This window comes from Streptomyces sp. NPDC047081, assembly GCF_040643775.1.
GTDB lineage: Bacteria > Actinomycetota > Actinomycetes > Streptomycetales > Streptomycetaceae > Streptomyces.
On record NZ_JBEYUY010000024.1, the window covers coordinates 94,003 to 107,940 of the forward strand.

A 13,938-nucleotide genomic window follows, 5' to 3' on the forward strand; every position below is an offset into this window, starting at 1 on the left:
CCGGTGGTCGATGACCATGCTCATGAGCCGCCGCCTGACTGCCCGACATCAGCAGCGTCCCGGTCCAGCGCGCACGGCGTGAACCGGCCTGGTTTCTCCTCCACCAGCCAGCCCCGTTCTACCAGCCGCTTCAGCCGGGCCCTCGCCCCCTCGACCCGGGAGACAGACGCGCTGTCCCAGTCCAGCACGACCGCTGCCCGCCTGGCCCCCAGCCCATCGGCTCCCGCGTCCAGGGCGGCGGCCATCAACGCCTGGTAGTCCATTGACAGGTCCTCGACACCGGCCGCGTTCTCCCGGTGCGGCACCGCGCGCCGCGGCCCGACCGGCTTCCTGGGCGACGATCCGCCGGCCACCACGGCGGGCGCCTCCTCCTCGGCCAGCGCCTCCAGATACTGCTCCAAGCCGATCACCCGGTGTCTGAGGACCTCTTCCGCAGACACCAAGTCCGCCCGCACCCGGACCAGTTCGGCTTCGAGCTCCTCCACCCGCACCGCCGCGGCCTTCCGCCGCGCTTCCAGAACCGCACGCATCGACGGCATCCGCCACCCCCACAACATCCCGACCGACAACGAGCCGAGCCTGCCGAGGCAGCCGCAAAACCATGCCTGACCAGCGGAATCCGCACACGAGGTTCGGAAAGAGAACGACCTCTAAGGGCAAGGAGGCGACGACTGCCGCCAAGACGACCAACGCCGTCGACAAGCGCTGCCTGATGAACCCTGACCAGGCGGCGGCGCTCCTCGGTTGGATCCGTGTGCGGCCTCGTGGTGGTCCGCGGCTGCATGCCTTCTTCGCGACGCTGTACTACTGCGGACCGCGCCCTGAAGAGGCCGTGGCCATGCGGGTATCGGACCTCAGCCTGCCCGATGTCGATTCGGCCGACCAGTGGTGCGAACTGATGATTCACACGGCAACTCCTGAAGTCGGCAAGCAGTGGACCGACACGGGTGAGATCCACGAACAGCGCGACCTCAAGGGCCGCGCCGAAGGGGACACGCGCACAGTGCCGGGGCATCCCGCCCTGACTCGCATCCTGCGGCAGCACATCGAAGACGAAGAGCTCAAGCCGGGTGATCTTCTGTTCCAGGGTGAGAACGGCGGCATCCTCGCGGGCTCCGTGATCCGCCGGGCCTGGCGCAGCGCTCGCCGGGCGGTACTGGCTCCGCATGTCTTCGACTCGCCGACCGGGAAGCGTGTGTACGACAACCGGCACACCCGCCTGACGAAGTGGCTCAACGACGGGATCCCGCCCGCCCAGGTGGCCGAGTGGGCCGGGAACAGCGTGCCCGTGCTGCTCGCCACCTACGCCCGGTGCGTCGACGGGCAGCTGCCGGACCTGAAGAAGCGGCTCGAAGCCGCCGGAGACCTCCCCGAGCTGCCTGACGCTGGTTGATCTTCGGCCAAAGAACTTCGACACGTATTCGACACAGCCACCCGCGGAAACCCGGTGACAGCCGGACAGCCCCGGAGCCTGCCCTTGATCATTGGGGGAGGGTCCGGGGCTTTGTCGTGCTTGAGGAAAACCGTCCTGACCAGCAAAAACGCCCTCCCGAAGGAGGGCGGAGCGTGGGCGCCCCCGGCAGGAGCCCCAAAACATGGCTGGTCGTGCGCGCGGCGCTGACCTGCGCATTTGCGCCACGATGGTGGTTGAGGGGCGGTCTCGGCTGGTAGCCCTTGCTTTGGATGCGAACACGTGATCCAGCGACGCACGGAGCGTGGTGGGTGAGCCGACCGGGCACGCGAAGAGGTCGCCGCAGTGTTCGGTATCTCGGAGAAGGAGACAGTACGGCACGTGCGCCTGATCGCTTGGATGCTCAGACCGCCTCAGATCCTGCTCAAGACCGGGGCAGAGGCAGCCGCGTGCCCACGATGGTATGCCCATGACGATCACAGAGAAGGCCGAGCTGACGGGTGAGGGCGCTCCCTCACTCGAGACGGAGCCGGTTGACGCCAAGGACGCACTGCAGATCTTCGGTGGACTTCTGGGGTTGTTCGCTCTGGGGGCATACACCGCTCAGTACTGGGCCATCGAGGAGTTCTACGGCCAGTTCGACGGGCTTCCGCCTGAGTACGTCGGCGCAGACAAGACAGTGCTGCTGACCCGGTTCAGCGTGACAACGTTCTTTCTCACGGTCACGCTGGCCGTCTCGTTGACGCCGATCCTGCTGGCGTACACGGCTGGGGAGAAGGCCGGACGGGAACGTCCGGCACGCACTCTGCTCTCCCCGGGGCGCGGCGAACACGGGTTTGTACGCCGCTTGCTGAGCCGTCCGAGAGCGTGCCGGAAACTGCGGCGGGCTGCTTCCGCCCTGCCGATCGGATTGTGGATGGGACTGTGCAGCACCGACCTCGATCCGCACACGGTGTACCTGTTTCCGTTCTGGATGATGGTCCTGCTGAGTTGGGCGATCGCCGGTGGGATCCTGTGGATGGTCCGGCGGATCTCCGTGATCCCGGCACGCCACAAGCGCTGGGTGACGTGCCTTGCGGTCGCCCTTCTCATCACGGCACCCGCTGGTTTCTGGACCCGGGACGCCATGGCCTACCGCGGAGAGCAGCTGGCCGAGACGGGGCGCGTGGGTGCGGTCGAGCAATGGCTCGGGGTTCGGGTCCAGTACGTGTATGCCGAGTTCGTTCATGGCGAGGGCCTGCCCAAGCGGCAGGACGGCGTGTACTTGCACCTGGGTGAATCCGGCGGGGTCCATGTCCTGTACGACTGCGGCGACGGCCGGGTACAACGGGTGGCCGCGCCGCAGGTGCAATTGACCAGCAGGCGCGACGATCGGATAGCTGCGCTGGTCAGGACATCGTGTGTGCGTCGGTTGCCAACCAGCGTGCAGCGTGCCCTGGTGTTCGGTGAAGGAGACGTTGACGCAGTGCGTGACGGCGCCGCCGAGGGAAAATGAGGGACATCCGGGCGTGTGCCGGAGACGATGAGGCGCGATGGTGCCGCAACTTGGTCGTCGCGGGTGTCCGGTACTGCGTGCGGGTTGTGGGCAGTGGGTGGCCTATCGCTGGTCCTGCGGTAGTTCGGTGAGGAGATCGACGCCGGTCAGTTCGGCGAGCCGGGCGGCGATCCGTGTGAGGGGAAGGCGGAGCCGGTCGAGGTCCGCGCGCATCTCGGCGGCGCGCTCCCAGGCGTGCTCATGCGCTGTAGGACTGGTGCCGTCAGGGCGTTGGGCCTCGTGCTGCTGGAGAGCGGGGTGCCAGGTGGAGAGGAACGGCCGCAGGTGCACGTTCGCGAGAGTGGCGGCGATGTGGGGCAGGACGAGTGGCGTGCCGGTTTCGTCGGCGATGCGGTGAAGGACCTCCCGGGCAGTGCCGAAGAGGGCGTGCAGGGAGGCGAGGGCTTCGCGTAGGGAGCCTTGTTCCGGGGCGAGTGGTTGGACGCCGACCCGGGTGACCAGTTCGACCTGGAGGTCGAAGGCCGCGGCACGCTCGATGGGCCCTGGACCGCGGCGCTTGGCCGACGGGCTCGTGAGGGCCTGCGTGGTGGGCAGCGGGGGACCGGCGGTTGTGGCGGGGACGGCAGCCAGGGCGTGCAGGAGCAGCCGTCGGAGGTCCTCCTGGCGGGCGGTGTCGGCATCGTGTCGGCGCACGGCGCGGGCCAGCAACGGGTGGATGGTCCAGGTACGCGGCAGGACGGGGTCGGGGTCCAGGGCGCCGGAGCCGAGCAGGGTCTCGACGGCTTGTGCCACCAGGGGACCGGCCTCCCACGGATCGTAGGGGAAGACGGCCGAGAGCGCTTTCTCCAGGGTGGACTGGTGCAGCTGTGCCGGGCAGGCCAGAGCGAGCAGACGCAGGACGTCGTCGGCCGGACCGTGTCCGGTCAGCGGGCGGGTGAGGAGGGACGTCGCGAGCCGGCCGCTGGTGCGGCCGCGGGGCGGCGGACCGGTGAGCACATCCACGCCTGGGGTGTGAAGCCTTTCGCGTGCAGGGCCGAAGCCGGTCGATGCCGCAAGGTCGGCGAGTACATCGAGTGCGTGCGGATGGTCGCCGAACTGGGCGCAGGCCAGGCGGAGTTCGGCGAAGCTGGTGTACTGATCCAGCAGGTTCACATCGGTGGGCACCAGGTCCGCCTTCGCGATCCGCACCGTCGCCTCCGAGCCGCCCTTGGACTCTGGGTCGAACGGGACACACGTGTGAACTTGCAGGCCATAGTGGCGGCCCGCGTTCACCACCTGCGGGTGGCGGACCGGGACGCCGGCGACCCGGTCGACGGTGACCGTGCGCTCGTTGTCGGTGAGCACGTAGGTCGGAGCGCCGCCGATCTGCCGCAGTGTCGAGTCCAGACACGAGATGACCGTGGGCAAGGTGCGGTCCCAGGTCGGGATCACCACGCGGAAGCGCGACCAAGCCAGCCAGGCGCAGAACAACAGCGTCTCGCGCGGCTCGCCATCGCCCGGACCAGGTACTTCCGGCCCGTGTCCCCAGTCGAACTGGGCCCACAGGCCCGGCTCGGGGCCCACGGGCGATACGTTCGGCGGTGCCCGGCCTTCCAGCGTTCCTTCGCCTTCGCCACCGCCCGCCGGGTCGTGCGTTCGTCCCCGGTGAAACCGAGCAGGACCAGACGCTCATGCAGCTTGTCCGCACGGACGTTGCCCTGCGACCGCTCGACCCACTCCTCGATCTTCGGCATGTACGGATCGATGAGCTTCGGCCGCAGCGACGGCCCGTCGATGGGCATCCCCGCGTCCCTCATCCGTGCGTACCTCCGCACGGTCTTGGGGTCCACTCCGGCCAGCCGAGCGGCCGAGAACACGCACTCGGTGGCGTCCAGCGCCTCGAAGATCTGCATGACTTCCCTGGCATTCTTCTTCACGATCCCTCCGGGAGGACTCGCTCAATGTGATGGGCAATCACGAGCAAATCCCCCGGAGGGATCATCTGTTCGGAACCACGTTCGGAACATTCACGGATGGCCCAACAACTAGGGAGATGAGCTGTCCGTCGGCTAAGACCCGAACTGTCCGCCTACCAGGATCTTGCGCTGTCCGCTGTCAGGCGTGGATGGGCAGAGAATCGCCGACTTCGAGAAGGACCTGAAGAATAAGAGGATGTCTCACGTGGCGATCTTCGCGAGTTTCTTGTAGCAGGTCAGGGCGGCAGCCAGGCCGAGGAAGGCGAGGAAGTGGGAGCCCTTTCGCTCGTATCGGACAGTGAGGCGTCGGTAGCCGAACAGCCAAGCGATCGACCTCTCGATCTTCCAGCGGTGCCGGCCGAGTCGTTCGCCGGACTCGATTCCCTGCCGGGCGATGCGCGGGACCAGTCCTCGTTCACGCAGCCAGGAGAGGTGGTCGGCGGAGAAGTACGCCTTGTCGGCACGGAGTTTGACCGGGCGGCGCCGACGAGGTCCGCGCCGGGAGCGAATGGCGGGGATGCCGCGGATCAGCGGCTTGAGGGCGAGGCTGTCGTGCATGTTCGCGCCAGACACGGCGACGGCGAGAGGGAGGCCCTGGGCCTCGGACAGCACGTGCAGCTTGCTGCCCTTCTTGCCTCGATCGACAGGGTTCGGCCCGGTCAGCGAACTCCCCTTTTCGCCCGCACCGACGCGGCATCCACTATCGCCGAGGTCCAGTCGATCTCACGCTGGGCGCCGAGTTCGTCCAGGACCGCCCGGTGCAATCGCCGCCACAACCCCGCCTCGGTCCACGCTGTGAACCGGCGGTGTGCCGTCGCGGGCGACACCCCGAACGTCTCCGGCAGATACCGCCATGCACACCCGCTGGTCAGCACGTACACCACCGCCGTGAACACGGCACGCTCGTCCAGCGGCGCGGTCCCGCCGCCCTGCGGACGGGAGTTGAACGACGGCAGCAACGGGGCGACCAGTTCCCACAAACCGTCAGGAACCAGCCGCTGCGACAGTTCGGCACTCACGAAGAGGTATCGTGCCGCAGCTCGCACCATCACCACGTGAGACAACCTCTAATTTGTACATGGTCTGGAACAGGATGTCGGCGGGCTCATATCTCCCGCCTCCGGTGCGCGCGGTGGCCATTCCCAAGCCACGCGGCGGAGGCACGAGGATGCTCGGCATTCCTGCTGTCGCTGATCGTGTGGCCCAGACTGTGGTGGCCCGGCATCTGATGCGCAGGGTGGAGCCAATTTTCCATCCGGACAGCTATGGATACCGGCCCGGACGGTCCGCTCTTGACGCGGTAGGAAAATGCCGGGAATGCTGCTGGAAGCGGAACTGGGTGGTGGAGTTCGACATCGCCAAGTTCTTCGACAGCGTGCCCTGGGACCTTCTGGTCAAGGCAGTGGAGGCGCACACCGACGCCGTTTGGGCGAAGTTGTACGTGCGGAGGTGGCTCGCTGCCCCGCTCGCCATGCCCGACGGCACCCTGCTGGAACGGGGGTGCGGGATTCCTCAAGGAGCCCCCGTATCGCCCGTCCTGGCGAACCTGTTCCTGCACTACGCGTTCGACACCTGGATGGACCGGGAGTTCCCGTCCGTCTGGTTCGAACGCTACGCGGACGACGGTGCGCCACGAACACAACAGGAGGTACTGATGTAGACGGAAGCTTCTGACGTGGTGCTGCACTGGTGATGGAGGTGGGCCCTCCGGGACCGCTCACGCAGGGAGAGGTTCCAAACCGCCGCAGGTTGCTCTGGTGAATGAGCCGGGGTGATGAGCACTGCGGATAAAGCGCACGAGATGCGTCAGGTGCGAGCCGAGAAGGCGAACGCGAGTGAACCACTGCTGAAGTGTCGTAAGCGTATGAGTGGTTGTCGAAACCGGGGTCCAGTTGTTGCCCCGGGATGAGTCTGGCGGGTTCCTGTATTCCTGGCCAGGCGGCGGCCCGGCATAGAGGTGGCGCGAGCTCGGTATCAGGCGCCAGTGCGGAACGTGGGAACCCCTCGCCGCGATGCGGTCAACTGGTCTTTGTTGAGGGATGGTTGGCGTCAAGGGAGAACTCCAAGCAGCTGAAACTGTGAGGGGGAGAGTGCCGATGCGTGGCAGGGGGGGGACCGCCTCGTAGTAGTGGTGAAACCCCTGTAATGGGGGCGGAGCGAAGGGGGCGGGTCGTCCTGATCTTGTTTGGTGGTGAACCGGAGTTCCCGGGAGGAGCCAGGTGAACGGATCAAGGTCGCAGGCCGGGACCAAGTCGTTTTACATTCCCAAGTTGATGGTGTGCGAGGCGTATCAGAGGGTCAAAGCCAACCGGGGTGCACCCGGGGTGGACGGTGTGACGATCGAGCAGTTCGAGCAGAACCTTTCGAAGAATCTGTTCAAGCTGTGGAATCGGATGTCGTCCGGCTCATATTTCCCTCCGGCGGTGAAGGCCGTCGAGATCCCCAAGGCAGGCGGAAAGGGTATTCGCGTCCTTGGGGTGCCTTCTGTGTCCGATCGGATCGCTCAGACGGTGGCCGCGATGTATCTGGAGAGACGGGTGGAGCCAGTGTTCCATCCGGACTCCTATGGCTACCGGCCCAGGCGGTCGGCGTTGGACGCGGTGGAGCAGTGCCGGCGGCGCTGTTGGCGGAGCAGCTGGGTAGTTGATCTTGATATCCGGGCGTTCTTCGACAGCGTGGACCATGAGCTGATGCTCAGGGCCGTCGAGCGGCATATCGATGAGGATGGGAAGTGGGTCCTGCTCTATGTCAAGCGGTGGCTGGTCGCGCCGCTGGCAAAGGAGGACGGGACGGTGCAGCAGCGGGATCGCGGAACTCCTCAAGGGTCGGCGATTTCGCCCGTATTGGCGAATCTGTATCTGCACTATGCGTTCGATGTGTGGCTGGAGCGGAACTTCCCGCAGGTCACCTTCGAGCGTTACTGCGACGATGCGGTGATTCACTGCAAAAGTGAGAGGCAAGCCCGCCGTGTGCGGGACGCGCTCTCCGAGCGGTTGGCGCAGGTCGGTCTGGAATTGCATCCGGACAAGACGCGCATCGTGTACTGCAAGGACGCGGACCGGCGTGGCTCATACAGGCATACGTCGTTCACGTTCCTCGGGTACACGTTCCGTCCAAGACTGGCCAAGAACCGGCACGGGAAGCACTTCGTGAACTTCCTGCCCGCAGTCAGCAAGGAGGCGATCAAGGCGATGGGCAAGGAAATCCGATCCTGGCACATCGCCAAACGCAGTGACAAGTCCCTTGGCGACCTTGCGCGGATGTTCAACAGCGTCGTGCAGGGCTGGATCAACTATTACGGGCGCTTCTACAAGTCCATGTTGCATCCCCTTCTCCGGCGCATCAACGAGCACCTGGTGTGCTGGGCTTGCCGGAAGTACAAACGGCTTTACCGCCGGGAGAAACGGGCGCGGGAACTGCTGGCGGGCGCGGCCCGCCGGTATCCCAAGCTGTTCGCCCATTGGCGGTTCGGACTCAAGCCTGCTGGCTGGACGATGGCAGCCGTGTAAGCCGAGAGGTTTCCGCACGGTTCTGCGAGCGGCGGCGGGTGAGATTCCCGACGCCGACTCACCCGGTACTGCACTGCGGCACCGAGCGCCAGGCCCGCCAGGTCCTGACCGCGCTCAGGGACAGGATGGTCGAAGTCGGGTTGCAGCTGCACCCGGACAAGACCCGGATCATCTACTGCAAGGAAGGCAACCGCCAAGGCTCGTACGAGCACACGGCCTTCACCTTCCTTGGGTACACGTTCCGCGCCCGGAAGAGTCGGAGTCGACACGGGAATCTGTTCCTGGGGTTCGAGCCGGCGGTCAGCAAGGATGCCCTGAAGAAGATGGGGCGGGAGCTGCGGTCCTGGCACCTGCATACCCGCTCGGACCTGTCCTTCCAGGAGCTCGCCCGCAGGATCAACCCTGTGGTGGCGGGCTGGCTCAACTACTACAGCCGCTTCAGGCCGTGGGCGTTGATCCCCTTCGCGATGCGCATCAATGCCTACTTGGTGCGCTGGATCCGCCAGAAGTACAAACGGCTCGCGGCCAAGCGGAAGGCCATCGCGAAGATGCAGGAGATCGCCCAGCGATACCCCCGCATGTTCGCGCACTGGCGCCTGACCGCATGCGCCGTAACGGTCTGATGGCCAGAACGGCAAGAGCCGTGTAAGGGGAGACTTTTACGCACGGTTCTGTGAGGGCCGAGGGGTGAGATCCCCCTCGGCTACTCGGCAAGCTGACGGAAGCCCTAGATCGCGGCCCGAATCGCCCTCGTCGGAGGCACTGTTGAGGCTCGCCGGGTCGGGACCAGTGGTGAGCGCACGACGGCAGGCCGCGGCATGTACCGGACGGCTCCACAACGGAAGCGACGGACCTTGATCGACTACACCACGGCCGGGGACACCACCCCCGGGCGGCCTGTGGAGGCTACATCTGCTTCGAGGATGAGGCAGGCTTCACCCGCCGGCCGCCCAGGGGACGCACCTGGGGCCGGCGCGGCCACACCCCGGTCGTGACCGTCAGCGGCCGCCGCTCGGGACGGCTGTCCGTGGCCGGGCTGATCGCCATGCGGCCCGGCTTCCGCACCCGGCTGTGCCACCGCCTGCGCACCCACCGCGCGGGCAAGGGCAAGCGCCGGCATGGGCGAGCGCGACTTCATCGCGCTGATCGACGGCGTCCACCGGCTCGTCAAGGCGCCGATCGTGCTGGTGTGGGACCGGCTGAACACCCACGTCTCCCACGCCATGCGTGAGCTGATCACCGAACGTGAGTGGCTGACGGTGTTCCTGCTGCCCGCATACTCTCCCGACCTCAACCCCGTGGAGTGGGTGTGGGCGCACGTCAAGCGCAGCTTGGCCAACCTCGCGGTCGTCGCCCTGGACCAACTCGAAGCCCTCGTACGCAACCGGCTCAAGCGCCTTCGGTACCGGTCCGGCATCCTCGACGGCTTCATAGCAGGTACCGGCCTGGCCCTCGACGAGCCAAAGTCACCCTGACGAGCCGAAGTCAGTAAACGCGATGGCCTCAAGAGTGCGTTGGTGGTGGCCCACCGCCGGCCGCGGACCGGATCCGCCGGCATCAGCGGCTCGATCCGGTCCCACATCGCATCGGTGATCATTAATCGGACAGGCGCATCTGATCAACTGACCAATCCTTCAAAGAGACACGCGCTAGTCTACGCTGGCGAGTTGATCTAGGAACGCGAGTCCGTTGGAAGACCGACAGGAGAGTCGATGAGCACGCCCAGATCTTCCGTCACAGTCCCGTCCTTACTCCTACCGGGTGCTCCATGACGACCGACGCCGGTGTGAGCGACTGGGACCCCTGGCTGGCACACGCCTTGGAAGCCGCGAGGGCCGGTGCGGAAGCCCTGCGGACGGCTCACGCAGAGGCCAGGATCATCGAGATGAAGTCCGCGCCGGGAGACTTTGTCACCACCGCCGACGTCGCCTCCAACGAGGCGATCCTCAAAGTGATCGATCGTGCCGGTGCCCAGGTCAGTCTGTTGTCCGAGGACGATGCCGAGCGCTCGAGCGGTACCGGACTACGGTGGGTCGTCGATGCCCTCGACGGAACCAGCAATCTCACCCTGGGCATCCCGCACTACGTCGTTAGTATCGCTCTCGAGGAACACGTCGGCGATGTCTGGGCGCCGCGTGTCGGCGTCGTGCACGACCCGAACCGCGATGAGGTCTTCTGGGCCATCGACGGCTGCGGGGCCTGGCTCGGGAAGTCACGAATTTCAGTACGGCCCCCGTGTCCCGCTCGCGATGCCGTCGTCGCGACGGAGTACGCGTACACCGCCGAGGGCCGAACCCGGCAGGCGCGCACCCTCGCCGCGCTGCTACCCGCCGTCCGCAGCGTGCGATCGAGCGGGAGTTCGGCCCTGAATCTAGCCTGGGTGGCCGCCGGCCGCCTCGACGCGTTCCTCGAAGACGAGCTGGAGCGCTGGGACTGGGCCGCCGGGGCGCTCATCTCCCGTGAGGCAGGCGCTCACTGCACCCCATGGGGAACCGGAGTCCTCTGCGCCGGGCCGGCCTTGGCGGCCGAGCTGCGGGCGCTGGTCAACACTGAGGAGTACTAGTAGATGCCCGACGCACTGCGTATCGCCATCGTTGGTTACGGACAGGTTGCCCGCCTCCACGCCGAGATCACCTTGGCCGAGGGGCAGGTGCTCCACCGTGTGGTGGGGCGCCTACCGGAACCGACCGCCGACTTCGCGAAGGAGTTCGGCATCGCCCATCACGGAATCTCGCTCGACGAGGCGCTCGCGGACGACGCCGTCGACGCGGTGATCATCGGATCGCCGAACGACGCGCACGCCGACCAGGCACGCCGCTGTATCCTGGCCAGGAAGCCCGTACTCGTCGAGATCCCGCTCGCCATGTCGGCCGGGGAGGCACGCGAACTCGCGGACCTCGCCCGGGTGCGCGGTGTCACTGTCATGGTCGCACACACACACCGCTATCTCACCGGATTGCGCGGCCTCCTCGACGATGTGGCCGCCGGCACACGACGCTTCGACAGCGTGCTCGCCCGCTATCTGCTCCTGCGCCGGGACCGCGTCGGGTCGAGTGGTTACGTCCGCTCGTGGACCGACGACCTCCTCTGGCACCACATGAACCACTCGACCGACATCACCCTGGGGCTGTTGGGTGTCACGGACGCCGCCACGGTCGACGTCCAGGTGGCGCACTCCCACCCCGACCCTTCCTCCGGCAAGCCCCTGGACATCACTCTGACGATGACCACCGAGGACGGCCGCGTGGGCACCGTCGTCGGCTCGTACACCAACGAGACCCCGCAGGTCTACGACTACTACCTAGCCGGGGTGGGGCGCACCGTCTTCGTGGAGCAGAACGTCGTCCGCCACCGCGACGGCATCGCCTACGACCCGAACGAGCACCCCGAGGACGACGAAGATCGCGTCCTTCAGAACCGCGAGTTCTTCTACGCGGTGGCGGCAGGATGTCCCGCGGCGATCAGCCCCGACAGCATCCTCCCTGCCATGGACGTGCTGCAGCGCGCCCAGGACCTCATCCGCTGATCACGCCGACCCCTTAGTAGTGCTTCGTTAAGTCTATGCGTTTTCGCTGATCAAGACATGTTGGGAGTGTGGACACGCATGAAGTGAACCGATTACGGGCGGCGTTGGGGCTGTTCGTGAAAAATGTGTGCGCCTCGGTGCCGCGCAATGATCAGCGGGCCAAGGGCGAGTGTTATCTGCGCGGGCTGATGCTGGACGGGCGGCGTAAGTCGATCCAGCCGATGGCCCAGCGGCTGCCGGACGGGAACATGCAGGCCCTGCAGCAGTTCGTCAACCAGTCCCCGTGGCAGTGGACGCCGGTGCGGCGGCGAATCGCCGAGCGGCTGGTCCAGGTGGTCCAGCCCGAGGTGTGGGTCATCGACGATGTGTCGTTTCCCAAGTGCGGGCGGGCCTCGGTCGGGGTGGCCCGGCAGTACTGCGGAGCACTGGGGGCTTGTCCGTGAATAACCGTCGGAGTTGATCTGCGGGACCTGCCAGCGGTGGGACGCTGGGGCATGACTCCCCAAGTCCACCTTCCCGGCGTTGAGTTGAAGGCCAAATTCGAACAGCTCCTGCCTCACCTCGACGAGCGCCGCCGCCGACTGTACCTGGCCAGCGAGGCCATCGTGCTCGGCCACGGCGGAATCACCCTGGTCGCCGCTGTATCCGAAACCAGCACCGCCACCATCGCGCGCGGTAAGAAGAACCTGTGCGAAGCGGTCGAGAAGTGCGTTGCAATGCACCGCAGTTGCCTCGCTGAGCCTACCGAGGGCACACCAGCTGACGCCACTGCCGAACCGGAGGTGTCAGGGCGTCCCGAGGGGATGCGTGTGATCCGGCGCCGCGAACGTCACGCCGCCGTGCACGCCCTCTACGATAAGGGCGTCCCGATCCAGGCGATCTCCGAGACGCTCAGGCTGGACCGCAAGACGGTGCGTCGATACGCGCACGCGGTCACGCCCGAGGAGGCGACGCTGGGCACCGGATCGCGCCGCTACGGCCAGGTCCACGCCTACTCGCCCTACCTGCACCGGCGTTGGAACGAGGGCTGCACGGACGCGGCACGCCTCCACGCGGAGATCAGCGAGCTTGGCTTCACCGGCAGCAAGCGGACCATGCGCCGGCACCTGCAGGAGATCCGGGCCAGCGGCAAACCCGCGCCCGACAAACCCAAAACACTGACGGTCCGCACGGCCACCTGGCTGATCACCTCGCACCCCGACCACCTTTGGACGAGAGCAGTGTGCTCAAGCTCAAGAAGCTCCTGTCGCGCAGTCCTCAACTGGACGCCGTCGCCGCGTGCGTCCGCGCCTTCGCAGTGACGATGACCGAGCACCGAGGCGCCGAGGCGGCGAGGCGGCGAGGCGGCGAGGCGGCGAGGCGGCGAGCTGGAGAACGGCTCACCAGTGCCGAGGACACCGAGATGAAGCCGCTCCAGAGCCTGGCCCGCGGCCTGCGTCAGGATTTCGATGCCGTCACCGCCGGCCTGACCTTGGAGTGGAGCTCAGGGAAGGTCTAGGGCAACGTAAGTCGGGCGAAGCGAATCAAGAGGGACGGGTATGGTCGCGCCGGATTCGATCTCCTCCGCTGGCAGATACTCCTCGCCGATTGAAGACCATCACCCTCCGCAACCGTCCCACAAGAAGTAGATGGGGAGAGAACCTCGTACGCCGACAGCCTGTCGAAGGACTACGAGTACCTGCGCGTCTGTTCGGAGAGCGCCATCTACCTCACCATGGCCATGCTCCTTGTGCGCCGCCTCGCAAGACCAGCCTGCTGACAGGCTTTTCAGACGCCCTCTACTCCGCCTTGGGGCAAGGCCCCACGGCGACCATCCCCTGCAGAAGTCATCTATTTCCATTCAGGGATGGTGTCTCAAGGTACACGTGTGGCACGATTTGATCAGCACTTCCCTGAAATCATGCTTGTTCTCTACGACGCCGCGAGTCGGCTGTACCAAAGACAGTTGGACGCAGCAGAGCAGAGCGGGACGGAGCTGGTGACCAGGTGCGACCTACGGGAGGCCGACGACTAGCTGAGGGTCGGCGAACCCACCTCCCGCC

Annotated in this window: 11 protein-coding genes and 3 pseudogenes; 11 read left to right on the forward strand and 3 right to left on the reverse strand. The window is 66.3% G+C overall.

All coding sequences use genetic code 11. The features are described 5' to 3' along the window. Nucleotides 1–20 precede the first annotated feature (20 nt). Nucleotides 21–530 carry a hypothetical protein gene (locus ABZ848_RS35465; RefSeq protein ID WP_360838625.1) on the reverse strand — a complete coding sequence of 170 codons (510 nt, stop codon included), beginning with the start codon at nucleotides 528–530 and terminating at the stop codon, nucleotides 21–23. A gap of 71 nt (nucleotides 531–601) precedes the next feature. Between ABZ848_RS35465 and ABZ848_RS35470 the strand changes: the two genes are divergently transcribed. Next, on the forward strand, nucleotides 602–1,393 hold the full coding sequence (locus tag ABZ848_RS35470; RefSeq protein WP_360838627.1) for a hypothetical protein: 792 nt from the start codon (nucleotides 602–604) through the stop codon (nucleotides 1,391–1,393). A gap of 487 nt (nucleotides 1,394–1,880) precedes the next feature. After that, nucleotides 1,881–2,906, forward strand: coding sequence for a hypothetical protein (locus tag ABZ848_RS35475; protein WP_360838628.1), 1,026 nt, complete (start codon nucleotides 1,881–1,883; stop codon nucleotides 2,904–2,906). A gap of 1,092 nt (nucleotides 2,907–3,998) precedes the next feature. On the opposite strand, the pseudogene ABZ848_RS35480 reads toward ABZ848_RS35475, so the two are convergent. Beyond that, a pseudogene (locus ABZ848_RS35480) lies at nucleotides 3,999–4,798 on the reverse strand (IS21 family transposase); the annotation flags it as partial. Nucleotides 4,799–5,062: 264 nt separating this feature from the next. Next, nucleotides 5,063–5,868 (reverse strand): IS5 family transposase gene (locus ABZ848_RS35485; RefSeq protein WP_360838720.1). Its coding sequence is split into 2 segments (ribosomal slippage): nucleotides 5,063–5,529 and nucleotides 5,529–5,868, totalling 807 coding nucleotides; the frame shifts between segments, so codons are not numbered across the junction. A gap of 125 nt (nucleotides 5,869–5,993) precedes the next feature. On the opposite strand from ABZ848_RS35485, the gene ABZ848_RS35490 reads away from it, so the two are divergent. The 9 genes and pseudogenes from ABZ848_RS35490 (at nucleotide 5,994) to ABZ848_RS35530 (ending at nucleotide 13,394) form a co-directional block, all read left to right on the forward strand. Beyond that, entirely contained in the window at nucleotides 5,994–6,521 is a 528-nt protein-coding gene (locus ABZ848_RS35490) for a reverse transcriptase domain-containing protein (RefSeq protein WP_360838630.1), read from the forward strand. Nucleotides 6,522–7,134: 613 nt separating this feature from the next. Next, nucleotides 7,135–8,370: a group II intron reverse transcriptase/maturase gene (gene ltrA, locus ABZ848_RS35495; RefSeq protein ID WP_360838722.1), complete on the forward strand. Its 1,236-nt coding sequence runs from the start codon at nucleotides 7,135–7,137 to the stop codon at nucleotides 8,368–8,370. A 38-nt stretch (nucleotides 8,371–8,408) separates the two neighbouring features. Continuing rightward, complete coding sequence (locus ABZ848_RS35500; protein ID WP_360838631.1) at nucleotides 8,409–8,993, forward strand: group II intron maturase-specific domain-containing protein; 585 nt, start codon at nucleotides 8,409–8,411, stop codon at nucleotides 8,991–8,993. A 368-nt stretch (nucleotides 8,994–9,361) separates the two neighbouring features. Further along, a pseudogene (locus ABZ848_RS35505) lies at nucleotides 9,362–9,845 on the forward strand (transposase). A gap of 293 nt (nucleotides 9,846–10,138) precedes the next feature. After that, nucleotides 10,139–10,933 (forward strand): inositol monophosphatase family protein, encoded by a 795-nt coding sequence (locus ABZ848_RS35510; protein WP_360838633.1) that lies wholly within the window; start codon nucleotides 10,139–10,141, stop codon nucleotides 10,931–10,933. 3 nt (nucleotides 10,934–10,936) lie between these two features. Further along, nucleotides 10,937–11,896, forward strand: coding sequence for a Gfo/Idh/MocA family oxidoreductase (locus ABZ848_RS35515; protein ID WP_360838635.1), 960 nt, complete (start codon nucleotides 10,937–10,939; stop codon nucleotides 11,894–11,896). A 68-nt stretch (nucleotides 11,897–11,964) separates the two neighbouring features. Beyond that, nucleotides 11,965–12,327, forward strand: a pseudogene (locus ABZ848_RS35520) (transposase); the annotation flags it as partial. 63 nt (nucleotides 12,328–12,390) lie between these two features. After that, nucleotides 12,391–13,197, forward strand: a complete 807-nt coding sequence (locus tag ABZ848_RS35525; protein ID WP_360838727.1) for a hypothetical protein — start codon at nucleotides 12,391–12,393, stop codon at nucleotides 13,195–13,197. A gap of 2 nt (nucleotides 13,198–13,199) precedes the next feature. Continuing rightward, nucleotides 13,200–13,394, forward strand: a complete 195-nt coding sequence (locus tag ABZ848_RS35530; RefSeq protein ID WP_360838637.1) for a hypothetical protein — start codon at nucleotides 13,200–13,202, stop codon at nucleotides 13,392–13,394. Nucleotides 13,395–13,938 lie beyond the last annotated feature (544 nt).

Coding starts and splice junctions, on each gene's coding strand:
- ABZ848_RS35465 (WP_360838625.1), bottom strand. CDS start 530: ATGCGTGCGGTTCTGGAAGCGCGGCGGAAGGCCGCGGCGGTGCGGGTG.
- ABZ848_RS35470 (WP_360838627.1), top strand. CDS start 602: ATGCCTGACCAGCGGAATCCGCACACGAGGTTCGGAAAGAGAACGACC.
- ABZ848_RS35475 (WP_360838628.1), top strand. CDS start 1,881: ATGACGATCACAGAGAAGGCCGAGCTGACGGGTGAGGGCGCTCCCTCA.
- ltrA (WP_360838722.1), top strand. CDS start 7,135: ATGGTGTGCGAGGCGTATCAGAGGGTCAAAGCCAACCGGGGTGCACCC.
- ABZ848_RS35510 (WP_360838633.1), top strand. CDS start 10,139: ATGACGACCGACGCCGGTGTGAGCGACTGGGACCCCTGGCTGGCACAC.
- ABZ848_RS35515 (WP_360838635.1), top strand. CDS start 10,937: ATGCCCGACGCACTGCGTATCGCCATCGTTGGTTACGGACAGGTTGCC.
- ABZ848_RS35525 (WP_360838727.1), top strand. CDS start 12,391: ATGACTCCCCAAGTCCACCTTCCCGGCGTTGAGTTGAAGGCCAAATTC.
- ABZ848_RS35530 (WP_360838637.1), top strand. CDS start 13,200: ATGACCGAGCACCGAGGCGCCGAGGCGGCGAGGCGGCGAGGCGGCGAG.